The 26,626-nt window shown below is 36.7% G+C and carries 16 protein-coding genes; 13 read left to right on the top strand and 3 right to left on the bottom strand.

What is annotated here, in order from left to right:
- Positions 1 to 21: 21 nt before the first annotated feature.
- Positions 22 to 3,696 carry a DNA-directed RNA polymerase subunit beta' gene (rpoC, locus tag ACTTKP_RS02810; RefSeq protein ID WP_442552385.1) on the top strand — a complete coding sequence of 1,225 codons (3,675 nt, stop codon included), beginning with the start codon at positions 22 to 24 and terminating at the stop codon, positions 3,694 to 3,696.
- Between the two features lie 450 nt (positions 3,697 to 4,146).
- Here rpoC and ACTTKP_RS02805 read toward each other — a convergent pair whose 3' ends face one another.
- Positions 4,147 to 6,732: an exo-alpha-sialidase gene (locus ACTTKP_RS02805; RefSeq protein WP_442552384.1), complete on the bottom strand. Its 2,586-nt coding sequence runs from the start codon at positions 6,730 to 6,732 to the stop codon at positions 4,147 to 4,149.
- Positions 6,733 to 7,068: 336 nt separating this feature from the next.
- Here ACTTKP_RS02805 and htpG point away from each other — a divergent pair, with 336 nt between their 5' ends.
- The 4 genes from htpG to ACTTKP_RS02785 all read left to right on the top strand — a co-directional run bounded on the left by htpG (position 7,069) and on the right by ACTTKP_RS02785 (position 15,494).
- On the top strand, positions 7,069 to 9,033 hold the full coding sequence (htpG, locus tag ACTTKP_RS02800) for a molecular chaperone HtpG (RefSeq protein ID WP_442552383.1): 1,965 nt from the start codon (positions 7,069 to 7,071) through the stop codon (positions 9,031 to 9,033).
- 194 nt (positions 9,034 to 9,227) lie between these two features.
- The gene (locus ACTTKP_RS02795) at positions 9,228 to 12,167 is read left to right on the top strand and encodes a S8 family serine peptidase (protein WP_442552382.1); all 2,940 of its coding nucleotides are present in this window, start codon (positions 9,228 to 9,230) and stop codon (positions 12,165 to 12,167) included.
- 102 nt (positions 12,168 to 12,269) lie between these two features.
- The gene (locus ACTTKP_RS02790) at positions 12,270 to 13,184 is read left to right on the top strand and encodes an alpha/beta fold hydrolase (protein WP_442552381.1); all 915 of its coding nucleotides are present in this window, start codon (positions 12,270 to 12,272) and stop codon (positions 13,182 to 13,184) included.
- Between the two features lie 18 nt (positions 13,185 to 13,202).
- A complete protein-coding gene (locus tag ACTTKP_RS02785) occupies positions 13,203 to 15,494 on the top strand; it encodes a cyclic nucleotide-binding domain-containing protein (RefSeq protein WP_442552380.1) in 2,292 nt (763 codons plus the stop codon).
- Positions 15,495 to 15,544: 50 nt separating this feature from the next.
- On the opposite strand, the gene ACTTKP_RS02780 is transcribed toward ACTTKP_RS02785, so the two are convergent.
- Positions 15,545 to 17,101 (bottom strand): ABC-F family ATP-binding cassette domain-containing protein, encoded by a 1,557-nt coding sequence (locus ACTTKP_RS02780; protein WP_442552379.1) that lies wholly within the window; start codon positions 17,099 to 17,101, stop codon positions 15,545 to 15,547.
- Positions 17,102 to 17,311: 210 nt separating this feature from the next.
- Here ACTTKP_RS02780 and ACTTKP_RS02775 point away from each other — a divergent pair, with 210 nt between their 5' ends.
- Positions 17,312 to 17,812 carry a DUF6106 family protein gene (locus ACTTKP_RS02775; protein ID WP_442552378.1) on the top strand — a complete coding sequence of 167 codons (501 nt, stop codon included), beginning with the start codon at positions 17,312 to 17,314 and terminating at the stop codon, positions 17,810 to 17,812.
- Here the strand turns inward: ACTTKP_RS02775 and ACTTKP_RS02770 are convergent.
- Positions 17,799 to 18,728, bottom strand: coding sequence for a LysR family transcriptional regulator (locus ACTTKP_RS02770; RefSeq protein WP_442552377.1), 930 nt, complete (start codon positions 18,726 to 18,728; stop codon positions 17,799 to 17,801). The genes ACTTKP_RS02775 and ACTTKP_RS02770 overlap by 14 nt on opposite strands.
- A gap of 143 nt (positions 18,729 to 18,871) precedes the next feature.
- Between ACTTKP_RS02770 and leuC the strand changes: the two genes are divergently transcribed.
- The 7 genes from leuC (at position 18,872) to ACTTKP_RS02735 (ending at position 26,619) form a co-directional block, all read left to right on the top strand.
- Positions 18,872 to 20,137 (top strand): 3-isopropylmalate dehydratase large subunit, encoded by a 1,266-nt coding sequence (gene leuC / locus ACTTKP_RS02765; protein WP_442552376.1) that lies wholly within the window; start codon positions 18,872 to 18,874, stop codon positions 20,135 to 20,137.
- A 9-nt stretch (positions 20,138 to 20,146) separates the two neighbouring features.
- Positions 20,147 to 20,635: a 3-isopropylmalate dehydratase small subunit gene (leuD, locus tag ACTTKP_RS02760; protein WP_442552375.1), complete on the top strand. Its 489-nt coding sequence runs from the start codon at positions 20,147 to 20,149 to the stop codon at positions 20,633 to 20,635.
- Between the two features lie 175 nt (positions 20,636 to 20,810).
- Entirely contained in the window at positions 20,811 to 23,042 is a 2,232-nt protein-coding gene (locus ACTTKP_RS02755; RefSeq protein ID WP_442552374.1) for an InlB B-repeat-containing protein, read from the top strand.
- 153 nt (positions 23,043 to 23,195) lie between these two features.
- Positions 23,196 to 23,375 (top strand): hypothetical protein, encoded by a 180-nt coding sequence (locus tag ACTTKP_RS02750; protein ID WP_442552373.1) that lies wholly within the window; start codon positions 23,196 to 23,198, stop codon positions 23,373 to 23,375.
- Between the two features lie 147 nt (positions 23,376 to 23,522).
- The gene (locus ACTTKP_RS02745) at positions 23,523 to 25,091 is read left to right on the top strand and encodes a DEAD/DEAH box helicase (RefSeq protein ID WP_442552398.1); all 1,569 of its coding nucleotides are present in this window, start codon (positions 23,523 to 23,525) and stop codon (positions 25,089 to 25,091) included.
- A 4-nt stretch (positions 25,092 to 25,095) separates the two neighbouring features.
- The gene (locus tag ACTTKP_RS02740) at positions 25,096 to 26,145 is read left to right on the top strand and encodes an L-threonylcarbamoyladenylate synthase (RefSeq protein WP_442552372.1); all 1,050 of its coding nucleotides are present in this window, start codon (positions 25,096 to 25,098) and stop codon (positions 26,143 to 26,145) included.
- A gap of 24 nt (positions 26,146 to 26,169) precedes the next feature.
- Entirely contained in the window at positions 26,170 to 26,619 is a 450-nt protein-coding gene (locus ACTTKP_RS02735; protein ID WP_442552371.1) for an arsenate reductase/protein-tyrosine-phosphatase family protein, read from the top strand.
- Positions 26,620 to 26,626 lie beyond the last annotated feature (7 nt).

The following is a 26,626-nucleotide window of genomic DNA, read 5'->3' as shown; positions in this document are numbered from 1 at the left end:
CTTATGAAGGGAGCGGCGAAAATGTCAGATATGAGCATAGAAAATGTTCAGCCAATTACTTATGATGCGATAAAGATAGGGCTGGCTTCACCTGAAAAAATTAAAGAGTGGTCGCATGGAGAGGTAAAAAAACCTGAGACAATTAATTATAGATCGCTCAAGCCTGAAAAGGATGGTCTTTACTGTGAAAAGATTTTCGGACCAAGCAAGGACTGGGAGTGTAATTGCGGAAAGTATAAGAAGATAAGGTATAAAGGTGTAATCTGCGACAAATGTGGAGTTGAAGTTACAAAGGCAACTGTAAGGCGTGAAAGAATGGGGCATATTGAACTTGCGGCACCGGTTTCTCATATTTGGTATTTTAAAGGAATACCAAGTCGCATGGGTACTATTTTATCAATACCTCCAAGAAGCCTTGAGAAAGTACTTTACTTTGCTTCATATATAGTAACAGAGAAGGGAAGCAGTGATCTTGATAAAAAGACAATTCTTTCTGAAAAGGAATATTTAGAGGCTAAAGAAAAGTATGGAAATACTTTTAAGGCTGAAATGGGAGCTGAAGCAATTTATAAGCTTCTTGCAGATATTGACCTTGATGAAGAATCAAAACGCCTTAAAGAAGAATTGAAAAAAGCAGGCAATTCAAAGAGCCAAAAAATGATAAAGGCTGCTAAAGAATTAGCAGTAATAGAAGCTTTTAGGGAGTCAGGAAACCGCCCTGAGTGGATGATACTTAAGGCAATTCCGGTACTTCCTCCGGATCTTCGTCCTATGGTTCAGCTGGACGGAGGAAGATTTGCAACTTCTGATATGAACGATCTTTACAGAAGAATAATAAATAGAAATAGCCGTCTTAAAAAATTGCTTGAAATTAATGCACCTATTACTATTGTTAGAAATGAAAAGCGTATGCTTCAGGAGGCGGTTGATGCTCTTATAGATAACGGACGCCGTGGTAAGCCTGTTACAGGTCCCGGAAATAGGGCTCTTAAATCGCTTTCGGATATGCTTAAGGGTAAGCAGGGGCGTTTTCGTCAGAACTTACTTGGTAAGCGTGTAGACTATTCAGGCCGTTCAGTTATCGTAGTAGGGCCGGATCTTAAGATATATCAATGTGGTGTGCCAAAAGAAATGGCTATAGAGCTTTTCAAGCCATTTGTTATGAAAGAGCTTGAGGCAAGAGGCATAGCACATAATATTAAAGCTGCAAAGAAAATGGTTGAGAGGGTAGAAACACAGGTTTGGGATGTACTTGAAGATGTAATTAAGGATCATCCTGTTATGCTTAACCGTGCTCCTACACTCCACAGGCTTGGTATTCAGGCTTTTGAACCTGTACTTGTAGAGGGTAAGGCAATTAAGCTTCATCCGCTTGTGTGTACAGCTTTCAATGCTGACTTTGATGGAGACCAGATGGCTATACATCTTCCTCTTTCTGTTGAAGCTCAGGCAGAGTGCCGTTTCCTTCTACTTTCACCTAATAACCTTTTAAAGCCGTCTGATGGAGGTGTGGTTGCTGTTCCATCACAGGATATGGTTTTAGGTATTTACTATCTTACTCTTGAAAAACCGGGAGATAAGGGTGAAGGGATGTTCTTTAAGAACATGAATGAAGCCCTGCTTGCTTATGAGAATGGATATATTACATTACAGGCTAAGATAAAGGTAAGATGCGAAGGAGTTAATTCCAAGGGAGAAAAAGAGCAGAGAACGATTGAATCTACACTTGGAAGATTTATATTTAACGAGGTAATAGATCAGAACTTAGGTTTTGTAGATAGAAGCCTTGATGAGAATTTCTTAAAACTCGAGGTTGACTTCCTTGTAAAGAAGAAGGAGCTTAAGCAGATACTTGAGAAGTGCATGGCTAATATTGGAGCAACAAAAACAGCTGAAGTTATGGATGCTGTAAAGAGCCTTGGATATAAGTATTCAACCATAGCTGCGATGACAGTTTCAGTCTCAGATATGACAGTACCTCCTGAAAAGCCTCTTATACTCAAGGATGCACAGAGTAAGGTTGAAGAAATCACAAAGAGGTTTAGAAGAGGTCAGATTACTGAGTATGGAAGATATAAGGAAGTTATTGATGTTTGGAAAAAAGCAGATGATGAGATAGCTGCAAAGCTGATGAATGGTCTTGATAAATATAATAACATTTATATGATGGCACATTCCGGAGCCCGTGGTTCTGATAAGCAGATTAAACAGCTTGCAGGTATGCGTGGTCTTATGGCGGATACAAAGGGACATACTATCGAACTTCCGATTAAGTCAAACTTCCGTGAGGGTCTTGATGTTCTTGAGTATTTCGTTTCTGCACATGGAGCGAGAAAGGGATTGTCAGATACTGCTCTTCGTACAGCCGATTCAGGATACCTTACAAGAAGGCTGGTAGATGTTTCTCAGGATCTTATTATAAGAGAGACAGATTGTCAGGCAGGAAAGAATGAAATTCCGGGAATTTGGGTTTCGGCCTTTATGGATGGAAAAGAAGAGATAGAAAGTCTTGAAGAGAGAATTAGTGGCAGATATTCTTGTGAAACTATATATGATGACAACGGTGAAATTATAGTTAAGGCAAATCATATTATTACACCAAAAAGAGCTGCAAGAATAATGAAGACAAAGGCTGTAATGGAAGCCGGTTTAAGTGCTAAGATTAAAATCCGTACAGTACTTACCTGCCGCAGTCATGTGGGTATCTGCTCTAAGTGCTATGGTGCTAATATGGCTACCGGAGAACCTGTACAGGTTGGTGAAGCAGTAGGAATCATAGCAGCACAGTCCATCGGTGAGCCGGGTACACAGCTTACAATGAGAACCTTCCATACCGGTGGTGTTGCGGGTGGAGATATTACACAGGGTCTTCCTCGTGTAGAGGAACTTTTTGAGGCTCGTAAGCCAAAGGGTCTTGCTATTATTTCCGAAATTGCCGGTAAAGTCAGCATTCAGGATGCTAAGAGCAGGCGTGAGGTAGTGGTTACTGCTTCTGATGGTGAAGAGAAGAAATATCCTATCAACTATGGTTCCAGAATCAAAGTGGCTGAAGGTGATGAGATTGAAGCCGGTGATGAAATTACAGAAGGTAGTATCAATCCGCATGATCTTCTTAGCATCAAGGGAGTAAGGGCAGTACAGGATTATATGATCCGAGAAGTACAGCGAGTATATCGTTTACAGGGTGTTCAGATTAATGATAAGCATATTGAGATGATAGTTCGTCAGATGCTTAAAAAGATTAAGATAACAGAGAGTGGAGATTCAGACTACTTAACAGGCGAATATGCTGATATAATTGAGTTTGAGGAACTTAATGAACAGCTTGAGCATGAAGGCTTTGAGAAAGTGGAAGGCGAGCGGATTATGCTTGGTATCACCAAGGCATCACTTGCTACCAATTCTTTCCTTTCAGCAGCATCTTTCCAGGAAACAACTAAGGTTCTGACTGATGCAGCTATTAGGGGCAAGGTGGATAAGCTGATTGGACTTAAGGAAAATGTTATCTTAGGTAAGCTTATTCCTGCAGGTACAGGTATGAAGTTCTATCGTTCTGTTAAGTTAGATAGTGATCATGAAGAGGATGATGAAATAGTAGTAGAAGATAGCATTAATCCTGATACGGCAGAACAGAATTATGCCGATAGTTATAATGATGGAGAACTTGAGACAGTAGACGATGGACAGGAAGAATAAATAAAGTTAAAATAATGACGGGAGCAGTAGAGTCTGCTCCTGTTTTTATATTAAAAAGGAAAGTATTTTAAATTCCCGTTTAACAGAAATTTATACAGAAATTTCTTATATAGATATCTCTTGCATTTTTAATAAATAAAGTATATAATATAAATGAGATTGAAAATCATTTACAATAATAGAATAAATTTTATAAAATGAGGCGGAGGTGTCGGTATGAGTGAAGCATTGATAAAAAGAAGAGTGATTCGTGGGTTAGTTCTTACAGCTTTAGCCATAGTTTTTAATATGCTGGCAGGCTCAATTTTTATATGACAGGCTGTAATATGTATTTGTTAGAAAAATCAAGATGTTATTAGTATTCAACAAAAGAGTGCTAATAACATCTTGACAATTGAACATAAAGCTCTCATAAGAAGCAGATAGTTGTACACATTTTTTATAAAAAAATTAATTCACTTTGATTTTAAGGTTTGCAATCTTTTTAGTACTTAAAATTTTACCATCTATAGATATCTTAATCTTAAACTTACCATTTTTTTGTTTATTAACTTTTATAGTAAATTTTTTATGAGTAAGCTTGTTAAGTGTTTGAATATTTTTAGCATTTAATCTTACATTAAAATGTTTGCCTTTGATGATAAATGAAACAGATTTTCTAGCAACAAGTTTAGATAAAGCTTCCGATGTAATGGAAACATTTATATTTGTTTTATTTTGTTTAAGTTCTATTTTTCTTGTAGCAATTTTATCTAAAACACTCACAGATTTAAGGGTTATCAAATTATTTTTAGAAGGTAAAGTAAATATTTTTTTAGCTGTATTGTCTTTTTTGTTTTTAGAAATTTCGGTATCTGTTGGTGTCTTATCAGTAAGCTTAGAGTTTTCATCATTTTCTTTCAACTTTTTTGATGTAGATGGTTCGGTGATATTTTCCTCTTTTTTATCTGCAGCTTTATCGGTTTTATTTTCAGAAGATGGAACAGGTGCTATGGGATTATAGTGATTGCTATAATCATAGTGACTGCTATAACCATAGTAGTAGCCAGAACTGTTATTTGAATTTTTGTTATCTTCCGATTTGTTTTTAAACACCAATTTACTTATAGCATCATTCACTTTGGATATAAGCTCTTTCATGCTATATTCATCCACATCAGAATTGTCATCAATAACAGTTTTTAAAGAAGTAGTTGCGTCAGATAGGATTTTCAAGCTTTCAGTAGTATACTTATCTTTTTTTTCTATCTCTTTAGTAGCTTTTTCAAAAATAGTTTTGGCCTCATCTGTTTTAGCTCTCTCTTTAAGGCCATTTATAGCGGTGGATATTTCAGCTGCATACTTGTCAAGTTCTGCTCTTTCTTCATTGTCAGCTTTCCCCTTTTTAGCCTTAGTTACAGCATCTTTTAGTCTTTGATGAGAACTTGTTGTATAAGTATCTTCTTTTGCAACTAAAGGTTCAGCTTTTTTTAGCTGTTCATCAAGGGCAGAACTTCCAATATGATTATTTTTCACAATATCGGCTATGCTATAAGTAGTGTATTTGATTGTAAAATATGTATTATTATTAGCTCCCCAGCCATTCTGTTTATCTTCATAAAGCAGGGCTATATCTCCGGCCTTTTTGTTATTACCTTCTTTTTTTAGTTCAGTTAAACAAGAGTACATAAAACAGGTGTTTATTTCTACTGCATTGTAAGGTTCAAGCCAAACTATAGTATTGTTTGTATCATCATTTAAGAGGCCTAATAATATTTTGCCATTTACCCGATCTTTTCCGGAATCTCCAGATGGGCTGGTAGAACCTTGTCCATCTTTTCCGGTAGGACAGCTTAATAAGAAAGCGGGCTTACCGTTTATTGGTTCAGAATAAATCATTGCAGACATTTGAGTAGCAGTATTTATTTTAATGTCAGTTTTAACTTCTTGTTTCCAAATGTAAGTATCACCTGAAAGTTCAGCATCTATATATCTAAGAAATACATCATTTTGATGGCGGTAGAAAAACCTTAAATTACCATTAGGCAGTTCTACCAAAGCACTTTCTGAACTTTTAGTAGTTGTAGTTGCACTATTGCTTCTTTTCCAAGTGCTTCCACCATCAGTAGAGTAGATAAAGCATGTTTTCTCTTCAACCCCAACTCCAGGTGAGATACTGGTATGGCTATAGCAAGGGAAAACTATAGTACCATTTTTTGTACAGAGTCCTCTTCCTGGTCCTACGAGACATACTCTTTCATCATCTTTTTTTAGAGGAAGTAACATAGGATCAGAGAAAGTTTTGCCACCATCTTCTGAACTTATAAGATAGAGATAACCAGTCCTCTGTAATTTAAAAGGTGAGTCTTTAAAAAATAAGTTTGTATTTACAGAGTCATCACCAACCTTAGTAAGATTAAATTTTTTGTCTACAGTGTAGTTCGACATAGGAGTATTGTCATCTTTTTTATAAATTTTTGAATCCTCAAAATTTAGATAGTAATCATAACTAGAGTAGTTGTTATTGCTAAGCAAAAGATGTCCGTTATCATCAAATCCTGTTTCTTTTGTAGGATGAGTATTATCTTTACCGTTTAAAGCAATGCCGTATGGAAGCAAATCGCAAAGCATCCATACCTTGTTTCCATCATAAACCAAAGAAGGGTCTATAAAAGTTGTAGAATCACTACCGTTATATGTATTTCCGTTATCTCCCATATAGTTTACAAGAGAATAGTTCCAGTTTATACCGTTATCATCCGAATAACTTACCATTGTATCAAGACCACCACCATCGTAAGTAGTATTCCATCTCACATCGGCAGCTGCAACTATCCTCCCTTTATGTTCACCCTCATCAATTGTAATCATAGCAGGTATGCGATAACTGTTACTATCGGCTAGACCCTTTGTAAATGGCTGCTCTTGTGTGATTCCGTCTACAGGTTTTGTAGAGTAATGGCTGCCGGCTGCATAAACAGACATTACGCTTGAGAAAGTTAAGGCTAATGCAAGGAAAAAAATGAGGGGGGGGGTAGTGAAAATAGATTTTTTCATTATCAGTCTCCTTTCAGATCTAATTATTAATATGTACTATTGTTATAATAGCAAAAATTTGATAATATCTGCAATATAAATGAAGAAAATGGAAAGAAAAACCGGTATTTTTATCGGTTGTTTATATATATTTATATAATTATTATAATAAAAATATGCAATATAGATAAAAGAATGAAAGTATTTTCAGATATCTGTTAATTGTCAAGATTTTATTAGCACTCAATAAAAAAGAGTGCTAATAAAATCTTGACAATTAGCATTTTCAGTATTATTATAATAGCCGTATGGTAGATGTGTATCATACGGCTTTATTATTGAATAAGGAGGAATAAAATGGGAAATATGGAAAAAGGTTCATTATCAATTACTTCGGAAAATATATTTCCGATTATAAAGAAATGGCTCTATTCAGACCATGATATATTTTTAAGAGAGCTTGTTTCAAATGCCTGCGATGCGATAACAAAACTCAAGAAATTAGACGGAATAGGTGAGTGGAAGGCTCCTGCTGACAATAAATTCAGAGTAGATGTGATTACTGACAGCGAGGCTAAGACTATTACCATTATTGATAACGGTATAGGTATGACAGCTGATGAAGTTAAGACATATATCAACCAGATAGCTTTTTCAGGAGCACAGAGCTTCCTTGAACAGTACAAGGATAAGGCAAGTGAAGAGCAGATTATAGGTCATTTTGGACTTGGATTTTATTCAGCCTTCATGGTAGCAAGAAGAGTTACCATAGATACCCTTTCCTACAAGGAGGGAGAAAAAGCTGTACACTGGGTTTCTGATGAGGGTATTGACTTTACTATGGAAGATGGTGACAGGACAGAACGCGGAACTAAGATTACCCTTTACTTAAATGATGATTGCTATGAATTTGCGAATGAATACAGAGTTAAGGAAATTTTAGAGAAATACTGCTCATTTATGCCGGTTGAAATCTACTATACCAATGCAAATGCGGTTAAGACCGAGAAAACAGAGGTAGTAGAGGACAAAGATGGTGAGAAGAAGGAAGAAGAACCAAAGCCTGTAAATGAAATCCACCCACTTTGGACAAAGCATCCGAATGAGGTTAAAGAAGAGGATTATAAAGAATTCTATAGGAAGGTGTTCAGAGATTATAAAGAGCCTCTTTTCTGGATTCACCTCAATATGGACTATCCGTTTAATCTTAAGGGCATCCTCTACTTCCCTAAGATTAACAATGAATACGAGGCAGCTGAGGGAACTATCAAGCTTTACAACAATCAGGTATTTATTGCAGACAATATTAAGGAAGTTATTCCTGAGTTTCTGCTCTTGTTAAAGGGGGTAATTGATTGTCCTGATTTACCACTTAATGTATCCAGAAGTGCTTTGCAGAATGATGGATTTGTGAAAAAAATATCAGACTATATAACAAAGAAGGTAGCTGAAAAGCTTTCGGGACTTTGCAAGACTGATAGAGAAAACTATGAGAAATACTGGGATGATATCAGCCCATTTATTAAATACGGTTGCTTAAAGGATGATAAGTTCGAAGAGAAAATGAAGGAATTCATCCTATTTAAGGACTTAAATGACAAGTATGTAACCTTCGATGACTATGTAAAGACTATAGAGCCTGAAAAGGAAGAGACAGTAGAAGAAAAGACCGAAGAAGAAAATAAAGAGGATGCTGAGATAGAGCCTGATAAGCCTAAGAAGATAATTTACTATGTAACAGATGTGAGGGAGCAGAGCCAGTACATCAATATGTTCAAAGAAAACGGACTTAATGCTGTTGTGCTTTCTCATAGAATAGATCAGCCTTTTATGAATGCACTTGAGATGAAAAATGATGATCTTAAGTTTGAACGCATTGATTCAAAGGTAAATGCAATGGCTAAGAATGAGATTCCTGAGGAAGAACTTAAAACCATGACAGATAGTCTTTCAGAACTTTTTAAGAAGGCTCTTGACAAAGAAAAACTTGAGGTTAAGGTAGAAAGCCTTAAAAATGAAAATGTTTCTTCTATGATTACTGTGTCTGAGGAAATGCGCAGAATGCAGGAAATGATGAAACAGTACGGTATGGGGGCTATGGGAGACAATCCTTTCGGTGCAGGTGAGGTGCTTGTGCTTAACAGTAATAATACTCTTGTAAAATACTTACTTGAGCATAAGGAAGAAGCTGATAATGAAAAGGTTAAACTGTTCTGTGAGCAGCTTTATGACCTTGCAGTAATAGCAAATAGACCGTTATCACCGGAAGCTATGACTAAGTTTATAACAAGGAGCAATGAAGTACTTAAACTTCTTGCATAATAAGTATGTGGGGCAGGGAATATTTTCCCTGTCTCTTCTTTTTGATATAAAATCAGGATATTAAACGATAATATTAAAATTTAAAAATAAAATAGTATATAAAAAGTAAAATAAATTTAATTCCTTGTTTATAGACAAAAATACCAAAAAATGGTAGGATATGTGCATATATTTAATAGATATAGGAGAAGATTATGAGAAAATTAAAAACAGCACTGTCTTTAACATTATGTGCAGGACTTTTTTTCGGTTCTGTTACGGGGACTATGGCACAGGTGAAGAATGATCCTTTGCTTGATACAAAAAATGCTAACTATCAGTATCAGTTTGATGCTGTCAATGTAATGAAAGCTTGGAACCTTTTGAAGGAAAAAGGATATACTAAGACTAAGATTGGTGTAATGGATACAGGTGTGGATGCATTGCATGAAGATCTTAAGCAGAACTTAAAAGAATATGTTCGGGTAAATCAGGGGATGATTAAGAAAGCGGTGGCAGATCCGGATGAGCACGGAACTCATGTTTCGGGAATTATGGCTGCTACCTACGGAAACGGCAAGGGTGGCAGTGGAATTGCGACAGGTCCTGATAATGACATGGCAGAGCTTTATGTGGCAGGTGTTCAGGATGATAATGGTACTATAAATGATTTGGACATGATTAGGGCAATGGAATATTTTAAGGAAAAGGGAGTTAAGGTGGTAAATATCAGCCTTGGTGGATATAATTATGATGATAATATTCACAAGGCTATTAAGGCTGCCTATGATGCGGGAATTACCCTTGTAGTGGCATCAGGTAATGATGATACGGACAAAGACAGTTCTCCTGCAGTTTTTAAGGAAGTTATTTCTGTAAACTCGTCAGATTCGGAAAATCAGACTTCGTATTTTTCAAATTATGGATTTGCTTCAGATATATCAGCACCCGGTTCTTCTGTACCAAGTACAGTACCTGGAGACAGGTATGTAGCATTCTCCGGAACTTCAATGGCTTCACCTGTAGTTGCAGGAATAGCATCTCTTGTGCTTTCTGCAAATAAGGATCTTACACCAAGACAGGTTTACAATATAATATGCGGTACAGCCGGAAAGTCTGTACTTAAGGGAAAATATTTTGATGAAAAACAGTATGGTTATGGTATTGCAGATGCATACGAGGCAGTGAAAGCTGCATATGCAATGAAGGAGAGTCCTTCAGACAATGTTGATCGTATATTTGTGAAAAGTAAAACTTTAACTGTACCAAAGGGATATGAATTGGCTATAGAAACATTGCTTTTACCATGTACAAGTACGGCTAAGATAGAATGGTCAAGTAGTGATGAAAAGGTTGCTACAGTTAATGAAGACGGATATGTAAAGGGACTAAGTGTAGGACATACTACAATAACTGTTAAGGCCGGAAGCAGAGAGGAAACAATATCTGTTAATGTTGAGGAAGAAGTGTTACCTGATAAGCTTGAGATATTAAAGGCGAAGAAGGTTATCTCTGTAGGTGAAATGGATGAGTTATTTGTTAAGGTAACTCCTGATGAGGCCTTAGTTAAGGAATATTATGCAACCAGCAGTAATACTGAAGTTGCAGCGGCTTATTCAAACTATGGTGTAAAAGGTATAAAGCCCGGCAAGGCAACCATTACACTTAAAACAGTTAATGGAATAGAAGAGAAATATGAGGTTACAGTAAAGCCGGCTGTAGCAGATGTTCAATTTGTAAATAAGACTGATAAAGTTAAGGTTGGCAAGGAGTTTAAGTTTAGAGCAAAGGCTGTAGGTAAGTCAGGCTATCAGGATGTAGCAGTTAAGGGAGTAGAATGGAGTGTTACAGATACAAGACTTGCTAAGATAGATAAGACAACCGGTGAATTCACTGCTAAGAAGGCAGGAGAAGTTTTTGTAAAGGTTACATCAAAAGGACTTAAAGAAGATGGAAAGAATAAAATTTCAAAGGTTATAAAAGTTAAGTTAGTTGGAAAAACAGCTAAAAAAGAAGACAAGACAATTCCTTATAGTAAGAAGGGTTCAAAAGTTAAAGCACAGCATATTGAAAATAGTGAAAATATGCTTAAGTCAAAAGCAAATGATCTTATTGACAACCTCTACACAGCCCTTGAGGTGAACCGTACTAAATATACACAAGAAGTATTGGATGCAGCTTTTAAGCTTAAGAAAGAGGCTAGGGAATTTGTCGCTAATGCTAAATTTGATACGGAATTTTATAAAGAAGGCATTGATCCGGATACACAGATGCCGGGGCTTGTGCCGACCGGTAAACTTGAAGATTATCAGATGTGCTTTAAAGCCATTGAAAGTTATGATATACTGAAGACAGGATATAAATTTAATTTCAAAAACCTTAAAAAAGAAGTATATAAGGCAGTAAATGAAGGTTATAAAATAATAGATAGAGCTAACTATAATGAGTATTATGGTCAGATTGTGGAGGCAGGATACTCAAAAGCTTTATCAGACATAAAAAATGCTGATGACATTTTAGAGTTAGCGAAAGCAGATGCAGCTTCCTTTAAGCTTCATCAAGGAAGAGATATGGAACTGAGAGGCCTTAGAGCAATAACGGATTACAATACAGTATTTACCAATAATGATATAAAAGTAATCAAGAGAATACTTAAAAGACAGCTTGATTCATATGTTAATGGACAGCTTAAATTATCAGGATATAAAGACGGCATAAAGGGGCTTAAGAAAGAATTAAAAGCTTATAAGAAAGACATAGATAAAACTCTTTATGTGGGTGAGATGTTTGATAAGACAGATGCAGCCATAAAGGAAATGGTTGATAAAACACTTGTAGAATATGAAAAAATTTCTACAGGTGATATGAAGAGGGCTATGGCAGTGCTTGATAAAACTTTATCAAAGTATGATGTTAATAAATATTCTACAGAAGGATGGGAAAAAATTAAGGCTGCAATGAATGATGCCTATGATACAGTGAGCAGTTCTTGGTACAAGGGAGAAGTTTATAAGCTTGAGGACAGACTTAAGAAAAACCTTGATAAAGTAAAGAATAGTAAGGAAGAAAAGGAAGAAAAGGCAAAAAAGAAAGCCGAGAAGAAAAACAAGGCAGCTAATAAACCTGCTAAGGAAAAAAAGAAGTTACAGCATTAATTAAATTTGATTAATATAGAGAAATATCCCGGCATATTGTAAAGGCAGGTCTTGCCTTTGCAATATGCTTATGGTGGTTTATGGGAAAGATTGGAGGCTATCGTGGACAAAGAGATTATAAGCTTTGATTCTTCAGATGGAAAGCATAAGATAGCAGCTTACATATATTCAGACAAGAATGTGAAAAGTAAGGCGGTGATTCAGCTTTCGCATGGTATGTGTGAGTATGTGGAACGCTATGAATGGGTGGCAGATTTTTTGACAGCCAGAGGATATATATTTGCAGGAAATGACCATTTAGGACATGGCAACAGCTCAGAACCATCAGAATATGGTGTTTTTGATGAAGAACATATAGAAATTGATTTAAAGAAAATGAATGATATTTTGACGGAAAGGTATCCGCTGCTTCCTATAATTTTATATGGACATAGTATGGGAAGCTTTTTTGCAAGATGGTATGCGGAACGCTATCCGGATACTATAGATGGACTTATTATAAGCGGTACGGCAGGACCGTCAATAAAAAATAATTTTGGCAGAGCCTTAGCCGGTTTTCTTGCAAGAACACATAAGACAGGTTATGTTTCTAAGCTTTTGGTAAAATTAAATTTTGCGGATTATCTTAAAAAAATTCCTGATGCAAAATCAAATAATGACTGGCTCACACACGACAGGGCTATTGTAGAAAAATATAATAAAGACCCAAAGTGTAATTTTAAATTTTCTGCTAAGGGTTATCATTCTATGCTTACTGCCCTCACTGTTGTAAGCAGAAAGGAGTGGGCGGAAAGTTTGCCAAAAGATATGAGAATTTTACAGATTGCAGGTGAACAAGATCCTGTGGGTGATTATGGCAGGGGTGTAAAAAAGGTTACCGAAATGTTAAAAAATGCAGGAATAGCTGATGTTGAGGAATATATAGATAAAAACGGCAGACATGAACTACATAATGAAACTAATAAAGAAGAGATAATGAGAAAAGTTATATGCTGGCTTGACGATAGGTTTAATTAGCAGATTTAGGGAGAATATATGGCAGAATTTATTATAAAAGCAGGAGATGTTATTGCTACAGCGGGAAGGTCCATCAATAAAATGTGGATAATAAAAAGCGGACGGGTAAGGGTAGAAGGAGCCGGTGGAAGCTATGAACTGGGCCCCGGAGATGTAGTTGGAATCTGTGAAGTTTTTTTAGAGGTACATTTTTTGACATATGTAGCAATAGAAGATACAGAAACATACATGTATCCTATAGTAGGCGCTGAAGCTATAGGCTCAATACTTAAATCAAATGTGGAAATTGCAAGGATGTTTATCCGTTCCTGCATAAGACAGATTACAAAGCTCATATATGCATACAGAACTGAGCAGGTAAGATGTAATGCCATTTATGACAGCCTTAAAGCCTGCTATAATATCTATCTTAATTTGGCAGAGTATGTAGGTGTTGAATTAAAAAGAAATCAAGGTATTGAAGAGCTGGAAGCCTATACTAATAATGAAGAACCGGATTACTGGCTGTCCGGGTATTATGAAGGACTTAACAGGCTTTATGCGGGTGAAAATTATAAACTTCTGATAGCTGAGCCGGATGTTTCTGTGGGAATGCTTAGGAAAGGCTGTCTGGATGCAAGAAAATCTGTATTGCTTATGGGAGACAGATATCAGTTTATAAAAAAATGCCTTAACTATTATTTTTTGGAAGAAGAAGGAGGATTGTTTAGCAAACTTTTAGCTGTATTTGAGAGATTCCAAGCCGATGCCAATATTAAGAATAATTTTTTAAATAAAATGAATATTATAGTCTATGAGGCGGCTAAGTTCCCAATGAATTCTTCGGGAAGTTTAGGAGCAAGAATAAAGCAGTGTGCAGAAGAGCTAAAAAGGCTTAGGAATAATACTTCAATACAGGAAGATGAGGTACAGGAAAACTCGGAACCGGATTTTATGGAAGAGTTATATGAGTCCTTAGATACTATCCTTGATTTTGCGGAAATAGTAGGAGCTGAACGAAGACTTTTTAGAATCAACATAGGCAAGCTTAATTCATTATCGGATAAAAATGCAATAGATGATGAGACAATGGCTCTAAAAAGAGATATTACAGCTGAATTTTATCAGATTTATTCAGAAGTATTTTTTAAGAGTTTGGAAAAAGAAATTCCTCCGGCAGTAAGAATGTTCCTTTATTTTGGTTATATAGATGAGAATTTGGCGGGGAAGAAACATACAAAAACATTATATAATCTCTCAGAAGAGTTAAAGACAAATGATCCGTCTGTTTCCGGAGTTTATACTTTTTATGACTGGCTTTTGGCTATTTACAGAGGCGAAAAGAAACCTTGCCGTAATGAATTTGATGTAGATTTTTCGGATTATGTAAGGGAATTAAAAAATGCCAAAAAGATTACACCTCAAGAGGCAGAAACATTATTGGAAGATGGAGAGGCAAAGGTAAACTATGAACTGGATAATATTTTTAAAACAGCAAATAAGATTACATTTGGAAGAGTATCTACTTTCTGCCCTGTATTCATTGAGGGGAATATATTAAAAGAAGTTAAAGACTGTATTGTGAAGGTAGGAAATATAAGGAGAAATTTAGACGTAGTTAAAAGTGTGGATTATTCTGCATTTTATAGGGAAACCCTTGCCTTATCCGATGGAGATGTTATGGCCAGGGAGCATATACATATAGAGAAGATTCCGGATTTCATCCTTTTGCCAAATGCCGGAGTAAGAGGTATAATGTGGCAGGAGATAGAAGGAAAGGTAAGGATTACTCCAGGCAGAATGTTTATTTCTGTGTTACATATGGAAGATTTACAGAATACAATCATAAGAATGACAGGGGAATTCCGTTGGGAACTTTGTAAGAGGGTACAGGGAGCAAGATGGAATGATGTAACAGATCCGTCACTTACAAGTCTTTACTGTGATTATGTACAGTTTTATCGTAAAAACAGTAACCTAAGTCCTGAAATGAAGGAAAAAGTAAAGCTTAGTTTACAGCGTTGCCGTAATAGTTTTAAAGAAATGTTTGTACAGGATTATATTACTTATATATTATATGAAGGAAATGGTTCGCCAAGACTAAATAAGGTTGCAAGACAGATTCTGTTTGAATTCTGTCCTCCTGATGCGGAAGGAATTGAAAGATTGTCTAAAAATCCGACCTACATGGAGCTGATTAAGCAGAAACAGTTTAAACTGGAACAAAAATTACAGAGATATGAGGGGCTTGAAAGAAAATGCCTTAAAGAAACAGGAAGTATACCGGAAAGCTTAAAGAAAGAAATAAACTTTATTAAAGGAATAGTATAAAAGAACTGCCATCCTCAGCAAGGGGATGGCAGTTTCATATATTGATAAATTTATAACAATTTAGTTGTCCATTTAGAAAGATCCCAGATATCGGTGGCAAGACCTTCGTAGAATTCAGGCTCGTGGCAGACCATAATTATACTACCCTTGTAGGCTATGAGGGCTCTTTTAAGTTCATCCTTAGCATCCACATCTAAATGGTTCGTAGGCTCGTCAAGTACGAGGATGTTGCTTTTTCTGTTAATCAGTTTGCAAAGCCTTACCTTAGCCTGTTCTCCACCGCTTAGAACCTTAACCATACTTTCTATATGCTTGGTGGTAAGGCCACATTTGCTAAGAGCACTTCTGACTTCGTACTGGCTAAATCCCGGGAATTCCTCCCAAATCTCATTGATACAGGTGTTGTTGCCATTTCCACTCATTTCCTGTTCAAAATAGCCAAGTTCTTGAGAATCGCCTAATCTTACTTCGCCTGAAAGAGCAGGTATAAGCCCCATTATGCTCTTTAACAGAGTAGTTTTACCTATACCGTTGGCTCCCTCTATGACTATTTTCTGTCCTCTTTCCATATACAGATCCATAGGTTTACTAAGAGGACTGTCATAGCCGATTACAAGTTCCTTGGCTTCTAAGATAACCTTGCCGCTTATTCCCGCTTCAAGGAAGTTAAATACCGGCTTAGGTTTTTCTCCGGCAAGCTCTATTATATCCATTTTATCAAGCTTTTTCTGTCTTGACATAGCCATATTTCTGGTAGAAACCCTAGCCTTATTTCTTGCAACAAAATCTTTAAGGTCTGCAATTTCCTTCTGCTGTTTGTTGTAGGCAGCTTCCTGTTGTGCTTTTTGCATTTCGTAGACTTCAAGGAAGTTGTTATAATCACCTACATAACGCTTAAGTTCCTGATTATTCATGTGATAAATAATATTTATTACACTATTTAAAAATGGAATATCATGGCTTATAAGAATGAAGGCATTTTCATATTCCTGTAAATACCTTGTAAGCCATGTTATATGCTCTCTATCTAGGTAGTTGGTAGGCTCGTCAAGTAATAGAATATCAGGCTTTTCCAGAAGAAGCTTAGCAAGCAGAACCTTTGTCCTTTGTCCGCCTGAAAGCTCGGTTACATCATTATCCAGTCCGATATCACTAAGCCCAAGGGCAGCAGCAACTTCTTCTACCTTGGAGTCTATCATATAGAAGTCATGCATAGTCAAAAGGTCTTGTATAGTTCCTGTCTCTTCCATAAGCTTTGCAAGTGTATCCTCATCCGCTTCCCCCATTTCCATATAGGCCTCATTAAGCCTTTTTTCAAGGTCGAAAAGATAGTCGAAGGCGGATTTTAATACACTTCTCATTGTCATTCCCTTGGTAAGGACGGCATGCTGATCCATATATCCGACATGGCAGTTCTTTGCCCATTCAATTTTGCCCTCATCCGGCATCTGTTTGCCGGTAATTATGTTCATAAAGGTGGATTTTCCTTCTCCGTTTGCACCGATGAGTCCTATATGTTCTCCGGCTAAGAGGCGGAAAGATACATCATTAAATATGGCTCTGTCTCCAAAACCATGTGTTAAGTGTTCTACATTTAATATACTCATAATATGACCTTTCAGATTTTGATTCTTTTATATACCGATACAAGTGTCAAATACTTTTGATACCCACATCATATAATATCTGAACAATGGGAGATTTTCAAGGGTGAAAGTGAGAGTAGGACATTGTATAATCCGTTTACCCTATTTGCAAGCTGTAAACTATGTGGTATAATAATGATTGATAATCATAAACAGTTAGGAGAAGGAAACATGAATGATCAGTATTTAGAAGAAGGTATCAAATGTAAGGATACACCAAAAAACAAAGGTATAAGAGTGGGACTCATAGTGCTTGTAGTGTTTACATTTTTTCTGGTTTTAATTAATCCGGCACTTATAATTTCACCTATTGTGGCAATAGCTTTGGCTGTATTCATATTTTCAAGACTTAAAACGGAGTATGAGTATATTTATGCAGACGGACAGATTGATTTTGACAGAATAAGCGGCAATGCTAAGAGAAAGACTATAATGAGGGTTGACATAGAAAATGCAGAAGTTATTGCACCTACCAATTCAGATTCCATAAAAGCATATAATAATAACAATAGAATTAAGGTTAAAGACTTTAGCTCGTATAATGCAGAAGTAAGTACTTATGCTATGATAGTCAGTAAAAATGGAGAACTCTACAAAATAATTTTCGAGCCCTCCGAAAGAATGGTAAAAAGTATGAAGTACAAACAACCGAGAAAGGTTAAGGAGTACTGATTTTCTTGCAGAAAGTTATAAAAGCATCAAGTGCCTTATTGGCATTATAATCTCTGAGATAGGTAAATCCTATCTCTCTTTTTTGTATTGGGATGGAAAGAGGGATGGTGGTAAGAGTACCGTCATTTATTTCATTTTTTACAAAATCAGTTATTACGCAGGCTATGCCAATCCCTATTTTTGCAAATTCAATAAGAAGATCCATGCTGCTGACTTCTAATACATGATCATTGAACATCTGACCGGTAGAAAGTACATTGCCCCTCATATATTCATCAATATAGCGTCTTGAAACATTGTGTTGGTCAAGAAGCATAATATTGGCATATTCAAAGGGATTTTTTCCCGCTTCCGGATGTCGTTTTTTTAGATTTTTAAGGTAGGCAGGAGTGGCAACAAAACCATCTTCGACTAAGCCTATAGGTGAGAAGACAAAATTTTCCAAACGACCGCTTTCACCCACAAGTCCGATGTCTACCTTGTGATTTTGAAGCAGATGCAGTGTTTGATAGGTGGACTGGCAGCTTATTGATATTTTTATATGCGGATGAAGTTTAATAAATTTTTCAAGATAAGGCATGAGCACATATTTACAAAGGGTAGTGGAAACCCCAATTTTGAGGCTGCCCGTACCAAGCTTTTTATTTTTCTTTATAGTTTCTTCTGCCTGTTTAAGGTGTTTGAATGCAGCATTAGTTTGTTCATAGAGCATTTTGCCTGAATCTGTAAGAGTAACTCCTCTGGAACTTCTTATAAAGAGCTTTGTATCTAAATTCTGCTCAAGCCTTGTTACTGCCTTGCTTATGGCAGGCTGGCTTATATAAAGCTCCTTTGCAGCATGAGAAATATTGCCAGCCTCAGCTACGGTGTTAAAAATATGATATAGTGACAAGTTTTGGTCCATGCTATTTTCCATAAAAATCCTTTCTGTGAAATATGTTCCGGGATATCTGTAACTTTATAACCAGATTTCATAGCAATTATGTTTAATATGTATTTTTATTATACAATATGTCTTGATATAATACAAGGACACTTAGGATTAGAAAGGGGCATATTATGGGAATGACAATGACTCAGAAGATTCTCGCTTTTCATGCAGGACTGGAAAAAGTTTCTGCCGGGGAGCTTATAGAAGTAGGGCTTGACATGGTACTTGGAAATGATGTTACAGCACCCGTAGCCATTAAAGAATTATCCAAATTCAAAGATGCAAAGGTGTTTGATAAGGATAAGATAGCTCTTGTACCGGACCATTTTACGCCTAACAAGGATATAAAATCGGCAGAGAACTGTAGATGTATGCGTGACTATGCCATATCTAATAATATAACAAATTATTTTGAAGTAGGATCGATGGGGATAGAGCATGCCTTGCTTCCTGAAAAAGGCATAGTTACTGCGGGAGACTGCATAATAGGTGCAGATTCACATACCTGTACCTACGGAGCACTTGGAGCATTTTCTACAGGTGTAGGAAGTACGGATATGGCAGCAGGGATGGTTACAGGCAAGGCATGGTTTAAAGTACCGTCAGCTATTAAATTTGTTTTAACCGGCAAAATGAAAAAGTGGGTAAGCGGTAAGGATGTGATTCTCCATATAATAGGTAAAATAGGTGTAGACGGTGCACTTTATAAATCTATGGAATTCACGGGAGAAGGTGTTAAAAATTTAACAATGGATGACAGATTTACTATAGCAAACATGGCTATAGAAGCCGGAGCTAAAAATGGAATTTTTCCGGTTGATGAGCTTACTCTAAACTATATTAAAGAACATTCTACAAAACCTTATAAGGTGTATGAGGCGGATGAGGATGCTGTGTATGATGAAGTGATAGAAATAAATCTCTCAGAACTTGAGCCTACAGTAGCCTTTCCACATCTTCCTGAAAATACAAGAACTATTGCTGAAACAGGAGATATTAAAATAGATCAGGTAGTTATAGGCTCTTGCACCAATGGCAGAATATCCGATATAAGAGTTGCAGCAAAGATAATGAAGGGAAGGAAGATAGCTCCGGGCATAAGAGCAATAGTTATACCTGCTACTCAGGAAATATATCTTACCTCTCTTAAAGAAGGGCTTATTACAACTTTTGTACAGGCAGGATGCATAGTGAGCACCCCTACCTGCGGACCTTGTCTTGGCGGACATATGGGTGTACTTGCAGCGGGAGAAAGGGCTGTGTCTACCACTAATAGAAATTTCGTAGGCCGTATGGGACATACTGAGAGTGAGGTTTACCTTGCAAGTCCTGCCGTGGCGGCGGCAAGTGCGATTACAGGTAAAATAAGTTCTCCTGAAGAACTTGGATTATAGGAGGGTATTATGGAAGCAAGAGGATTTGTTCATAAGTATGGAAATGATGTGGATACTGATGTAATTATTCCTGCAAGATACCTTAATACTTCCGATCCAAAGGAGCTTGCAGAAAAATGTATGATAGATATAGATGCAGACTTTGTAAATAAGGTAAAGCCCGGGGATATAATGGTGGCAGGAGATAACTTTGGTTGTGGTTCTTCAAGGGAGCATGCACCAATAGCTATTAAGGCCTCAGGAATAGCCTGTGTAGTTGCCAAGACTTTTGCAAGGATATTCTACAGAAATGCTATCAATATAGGGCTTCCTATAATAGAATGTGTGGAGGCGGCAGAAGCTATAGAAAATGGCGATGAAGTAGAGATAGATTTTGACACCGGAATTATAAAAGATCTTACAACAGGAGCAAGCTTTACCGGGCAGGCTTTTCCGGAGTTTATAAAGAAGATAATAAAGCAGGGTGGACTTATTAACTATATTAATGAGAAGAAATAAGTAAAGGGACATTTGTCAGTTTGGCAGATGTCTTTTTTTGTGGAGATTTAGGATTGAAAAGAGTATATTTGCCAAATTATAAAATAAAATTAATTAGTTTATAATTAAAAAGCATGATATAATATAAAGTATTTGATAAGTATCTATTATAAATTATTTTACAATAGGAGAGAATATGAAATTAATCAGACCAACTTTTTACCGTAATGTGCTTGTTATGATATTAGCTATTAGTTTATTTTGCAATGGTTTCATACGAATAGCATTGGCAGCAGAGATTACTATCAATTTGAAATATACAGTAACAAATGCAGAAGCATATTATGTTGTAACAAAAGGAGAGACACCGGAAACTCTACAAGTGATTGCAGAAGGGAAAGTTGTGTCAGGCGACACTAGCCATGTAACTTTTGATGATTCGGATAAAATTCGTATAATTTATTTTGTAAAACCTGCAGAAGGTTATCTGCTTACAGGTGCCGGAACTACAGGAAAAGGTAATATTTCAGATATACATGAGTTAAAAGATCCGTCTAAATTTAAACGTACAGAAGCACATGTACCACAAGAGCTTATTACTCGTTTGGAGAATGAGGGATATAAGCTTGCATGGGGCTACACAAGACATTCCGGTAACACACGTCACCTTAATGACAGTGTAGACGGATATCAGCCGAAGGTGGGAACATCAATTACCCATAATGCTGATAATATTGAAGTTGGGCAGACTTTGACTATGAACATTGTTGTGAAACCTGAAAGGCCATTTCGTGATCAAAGCGATAGGCGTAAATATGAAACAGCTATTGCAGAAGGTAATACTACAGTAACTATTGATGGTAATAAGGTTATACCTGTAACCGATTTGGCGAAGATAAACAATAATGAGTACAGGGGAACTCTTAGTTATGTAATAACGGAAGATGATGTTAAGGTAAATGAGCATACGGCTGTTGTAAATTCTAAGGTGGATTATACTTTGGATTTATCTGTTAATACAGGAGATTATCAAGGGGCTACAACAAAGACAACAACTACAGTAGATGCTGCACCTTCTACAGTAAATTTTTCGCTTGTAAGTAGTCCGGAACGAAAACTTGAATATGACTTTGGATATGACGGAGCACCGACAATTGATAGTGCATCACATGATAGTGGTTCTGAAGTAAATGTTAATGCCGAAAATTATACTCGTGATGGATATGAATTTGTGGGCTGGTCTTATAATGATAGTTTAGGAAATGAAGTGGTGCTTAAGCCTTCTGATAAATTTAATATGCCGGATAGGGTGACAGGGACTAGGCTTAAAGCAGTGTGGAAGACAGAACTGAAAGTATATAACAACAATGGTGAGGCAGTTTCAACAAGTTCAGCCATAGTAGGAAAGCCTTTATCTTTAATAAGACCTATAAGGAATGGATACATATTTAAAGGCTGGAGAGGTTCTGACGGCAAGGTTTATGGTACGGATTTTAATATGCCGGATAAACCGTTTCAGCTGGTTGCGATGTGGGAAGAGATAAGAAAAGATACCGTAAAGCAGGAAAAACCGGAAGTTACACCTGATAAGAAAGAGTTAGAAGAGAAATCTGATAAGAAAGAGTTAGAAGAGAAATCTAAAGATTTATTGCTGTCAGACTCGTTATATGGCAGGGAGCTGTTATTGTCAGACTCATCAGATAAAGAAGAAGTACAGCAAGAAGAAAAACTGTCAGAGTTATCAGATAAGGCAGAAGCAAAGCAGGAAGAACTATCAGAGTCATCAGACAAAGATGAAGCAAAGCAAGAAGAAAAACTGTCAAAGTCATCAGATAAAGCAGAAGCAAAGCAAGAAGAAAAACTGTCAAAGTCATCAGATAAAGCAGAAGCAAAACAAGAAGAAAAACTGTCAAAGTTATTGAACAAAGAAAAAAATTCAGTAAAAAAGGAAGTTAAATCATCAAAAATAAAAAAATCAGAAGAATCAGTAAAGCAAAGGGAGGATGTAAAGAAAGAAAAGACATCGGTGTCATCAGAAAAGCCGGAAGTTAAAACAAAAAAAGAAAATGTCTTGAAAGAATCGGAAAAACTTAAATATGATGTGCACGGAGAAAAAGTGACAGCATCTTCAGAAAAGCCGATAGATATACCACAAACACTAAAGAGGAACAGGACAGGCGATGCGTTTATGGATGTATTAAATGATAATTCTGCGGCCGGATTAGGCAGATATTCTTTGGTGTTACCAAATGCATCCTTGGCAGCGGGTCAAGGTGATATACTTGCACATAAATATCTTGCCGGTGGAAAAACCTTACCTCAGACAGGTGAAAAAGATGCGGCGTTGTTTTATATTCTAGGCTTGCTGGAAGTTGGGTTAGCTCTTATGATGTATGCGGTCTATAGGAGCCTAGAAAAAAATTTATAAAATACTGACACTTAGGGTTGCAATTTATAAAGTGTCCTTTTCTTATTGAAAGAACTTCCCCATTTATCTTAAATAGTGTATACTAATTATAGTTTGTTTGATATCTAATTTAAATTTCTATTAAATCGTTGGTATATGAAGGGAGATTTCAAAATGAGCTATCAGGAAATTGCTAAAGATATGATTGACAAATTACCGGCTGATAAGATGATTTATGTCATAAATATTTTGGAAAATATAGGGGAAATGTGTGGGATTAAACTTTATCCGAATTATGAGTCAAATAAAGAAACTGTAGAAGCTATTAAAGAAGTAGATAAGCGGGCAATTTGACAAAAATCCCAATCCTATGCTATAATTTATCAGTTACCGGCATCTCATTTTCGGAGATGCCTTTTTTTCAAGTTTATACAAATAAAAGCTTGTTAATAAAAGAGGTTTAGAACACGAAAGGTGGAAATTTAATTGAAATTTAACGAAATGGAACTCGATGAGCGTATATTAAAGGCAGTAAAGGAGCTTGGCTATGAAGAGGCTACTCCTATCCAGACTGAGGCTATCCCTGTAGCTGTTACAGGTAAGGATATCTTAGGACAGGCACAGACCGGAACAGGTAAGACAGCAGCTTTTTCTATACCTATCTTAAATAATATTGATTCAGGCAATAAACATTTACAGGCGGTAGTGCTTTGTCCTACCAGAGAACTTGCCCTTCAGGTTTGCGGAGAGATAAGAAAGCTTTCAAGATATATGCATGGCATCAAGCTTGTGCCTGTATATGGCGGACAGGATATAGTTAAGCAGATAAAGTCCTTAAAGCAGGGAGCACAGATTATTGTAGGTACTCCGGGGCGTGTGATGGATCATATGCGCAGAAAGACTGTAAAGTTTGATCAGGTTAAGATTATGGTGCTTGATGAGGCTGATGAAATGCTTGACATGGGCTTTAGAGATGATATTGAAACTATACTTGCAGAAGTGCCTGAGGAAAGACAGACCATGCTTTTCTCAGCTACCATGCCAAAGCCAATCCTCGATATCACCAGAAAATATCAGAAAAAGGCACAGAACATTAAAATAGCCAAAAAAGAACTTACAGTAGAAAATATTGAACAGTATTATTTTGAAGTAAGAAGAAACTATAAAGATGAGATACTTTCAAGAATCCTTGATATGTACAATCCGGAGCTTAGCATAGTATTCTGCAATACCAAGAAAAAGGTGGAAGAGGTTGCAAATGAGCTTCAGGGCAGGGGTTACTTTGCAGAAGGACTGCATGGCGACCTTAAGCAGCAGCAGAGAGACAGGGTAATGGGCAATTTCCGTAACGGTAAGACTGAAATCCTTGTAGCTACCGATGTTGCGGCAAGAGGTATTGATGTAAAGGGAGTTGACCTTGTTATCAACTACGATTTGCCACAGGATGACGAGTACTATGTACATAGAATAGGAAGAACCGGAAGAGCAGGCAAGGCAGGACTTGCACTTTCGTTTGTAAGCGGTAAAGAAGTTTATAAACTTAAGGAAATTCAGCGTTATTGCCATACAAAAATCAGGCTTAAACCTGTGCCTTCCCTTGATGATGTTACCAATACAAGGGTAGACAGTCTCTTTGAAGAATTGTCTGAGATAATTGAAAATGAAGATTTAACCAAGATGACAGAGCTTATTGAGCAGAAGGTAAATGAAGAGGACTTTACCTCTCTTGATGTGGCGGCAGCCTTCTTAAAGCTTTATCTTTCTTCTAAGGAAAGCAGCAGTGAAGATAATTCTGAACTTGACGGTGAATTTACAGGCAGTACGGAAAGTGGTATGGTAAGGTTGTTTATCAATATTGGTAAAAAAGACAGAGTTAAGCCGGGGGATATTTTAGGTGCAATAGCAGGAGAATCAGGCATATCAGGTAAGCTTGTCGGAGAAATCCAGATGTATGATAAATATACCTTTGTAGAAGTTCCTGCTGAGAATGGTAAAGAAGTGCTTTTTGCTATGAAAAATGCTAAAATAAAGGGAAAGAAGATTAACATAGAGCCTGCAAATGCGAGGTAGTAAGATGAAGACGGAATATGTGGATTTAAGGGATGGTAAAGATATAGATGAAGGTCTTTATAAGGCTGCACAAATTATTAAAAATGGCGGACTTGTAGCCTTTCCTACAGAAACAGTGTATGGACTTGGAGCAAACGGACTGGATGAAAATGCAGTCCCTAAGATTTATGAAGCCAAGGGCAGACCTTCCGACAATCCCCTTATTTTACATATAAGTGAATTTGATGAGATAAAAAATATTGTAAAAGAAATTCCGAATACAGCCTTTGTGTTGGCAGATGAATTTTGGCCGGGACCCTTAACTATGGTGTTTAAGAAAAGTAACATAGTTCCATATAGAACTACAGGTGGGCTTGAAAGTGTGGCAGTAAGGATGCCATCAAATAAAATAGCAAGAGAACTTATTAAGATGGCAGGAGTACCTGTTGCAGCTCCCAGTGCCAATTCATCCGGCAGACCGAGTCCTACCAAGGCTTCTCATGTAATGGAAGACTTAGCCGGCAAAATTGATATGGTCATAGATGGAGGGGCGGTAGACATAGGTATTGAATCTACTATAGTGGATATGACGGGAGAAGTCCCGATTATACTAAGACCCGGATTTATTACAGAAGAGATGCTTTCAGAGGCTATAGGCAGGGTGGAAGTAGATGAGGCAGTAAAAAGTCTTGTACAAGGGTTAGATTTTAAGCCTAAAGCTCCGGGGATGAAGTACAGGCATTATGCACCATCCGGAAAAATGGTCATATATAAGGGAGACAGTAAAAAAGTAATAGAATTAATTAATGAAGAGATAAAAAAATTGATAGGAAAGAAGACTGCTGTACTTGCAACTGATGAGACAAAGGACTTGTATGAGGCGGATATTGTAGTTTCAGTTGGCAGCAGGCAGAACGCAGAAAACATTGCACACAATTTGTTTGATGTATTGAGAAAATTTGATGAAATGGGGGCAGAGATAATTTTCTCGGAAAGTTTTGACGAAAATAAACTTGGTTTTGCAATAATGAACCGCTTGCATAAATCGGCAGGTTATAATATTATCAATGTGTAGTTTGTAAACTTAGGGGGGATAATTATGTTTGATAAAATTATCTTTGTATGTACTGACAATAATGCAAGAAGTCCGATGGCAGAAACTATATATAAAAGTCTTGCAGAAGATGGGGGTATTCCATCTATTTCAAGGGGAATGGTGGTACTTTTTTCAGAGCCTGTGAGTGAAAAGGCGGAAACTGTACTTGAAAACCATGGACTGACACCTGCGGTAGAGGCTTCTGAAGAACTTACTGCAAACGATATAACTGAAAATTCACTCTTACTTACAATGACTGAGAAACAAAAGAGTCAGGTGATAGAGAGGTTTGGCTTTCAAGAACAGGTATTTACCATTAAGGAGTTCAATGGTGAAGAAGGTGAAGTCAAAGACCCTTATGGCGGTACTCTGGTGGATTATGAGGAGTGCTTTAACGAACTTTTAAGACTGATAAAGAAAACAATATATAAACTTGATGAAATGGGAAAATAATTATGGA

Origin of the sequence: Catonella sp., assembly GCF_052169795.1 — a bacterium.
Taxonomy (GTDB): domain Bacteria; phylum Bacillota; class Clostridia; order Lachnospirales; family Lachnospiraceae; genus Catonella.
The sequence above is the reverse complement of the archived record's forward strand: the minus strand, read 5'-3'. Positions and strand labels throughout refer to the sequence as shown.

Bases quoted from the DNA above. Each gene is read 5' to 3' on its own strand.
- htpG (WP_442552383.1), top strand. From the start codon at position 7,069: ATGGGAAATATGGAAAAAGGTTCATTATCAATTACTTCGGAAAATATA.
- ACTTKP_RS02745 (WP_442552398.1), top strand. From the start codon at position 23,523: ATGGAACTCGATGAGCGTATATTAAAGGCAGTAAAGGAGCTTGGCTAT.
- ACTTKP_RS02775 (WP_442552378.1), top strand. From the start codon at position 17,312: ATGAATGATCAGTATTTAGAAGAAGGTATCAAATGTAAGGATACACCA.
- ACTTKP_RS02770 (WP_442552377.1), bottom strand. From the start codon at position 18,728: ATGGAAAATAGCATGGACCAAAACTTGTCACTATATCATATTTTTAAC.
- ACTTKP_RS02795 (WP_442552382.1), top strand. From the start codon at position 9,228: ATGAGAAAATTAAAAACAGCACTGTCTTTAACATTATGTGCAGGACTT.
- ACTTKP_RS02755 (WP_442552374.1), top strand. From the start codon at position 20,811: ATGAAATTAATCAGACCAACTTTTTACCGTAATGTGCTTGTTATGATA.
- ACTTKP_RS02780 (WP_442552379.1), bottom strand. From the start codon at position 17,101: ATGAGTATATTAAATGTAGAACACTTAACACATGGTTTTGGAGACAGA.
- ACTTKP_RS02805 (WP_442552384.1), bottom strand. From the start codon at position 6,732: ATGAAAAAATCTATTTTCACTACCCCCCCCCTCATTTTTTTCCTTGCA.
- rpoC (WP_442552385.1), top strand. From the start codon at position 22: ATGTCAGATATGAGCATAGAAAATGTTCAGCCAATTACTTATGATGCG.
- ACTTKP_RS02785 (WP_442552380.1), top strand. From the start codon at position 13,203: ATGGCAGAATTTATTATAAAAGCAGGAGATGTTATTGCTACAGCGGGA.
- leuD (WP_442552375.1), top strand. From the start codon at position 20,147: ATGGAAGCAAGAGGATTTGTTCATAAGTATGGAAATGATGTGGATACT.
- ACTTKP_RS02750 (WP_442552373.1), top strand. From the start codon at position 23,196: ATGAGCTATCAGGAAATTGCTAAAGATATGATTGACAAATTACCGGCT.
- ACTTKP_RS02735 (WP_442552371.1), top strand. From the start codon at position 26,170: ATGTTTGATAAAATTATCTTTGTATGTACTGACAATAATGCAAGAAGT.
- leuC (WP_442552376.1), top strand. From the start codon at position 18,872: ATGGGAATGACAATGACTCAGAAGATTCTCGCTTTTCATGCAGGACTG.
- ACTTKP_RS02740 (WP_442552372.1), top strand. From the start codon at position 25,096: ATGAAGACGGAATATGTGGATTTAAGGGATGGTAAAGATATAGATGAA.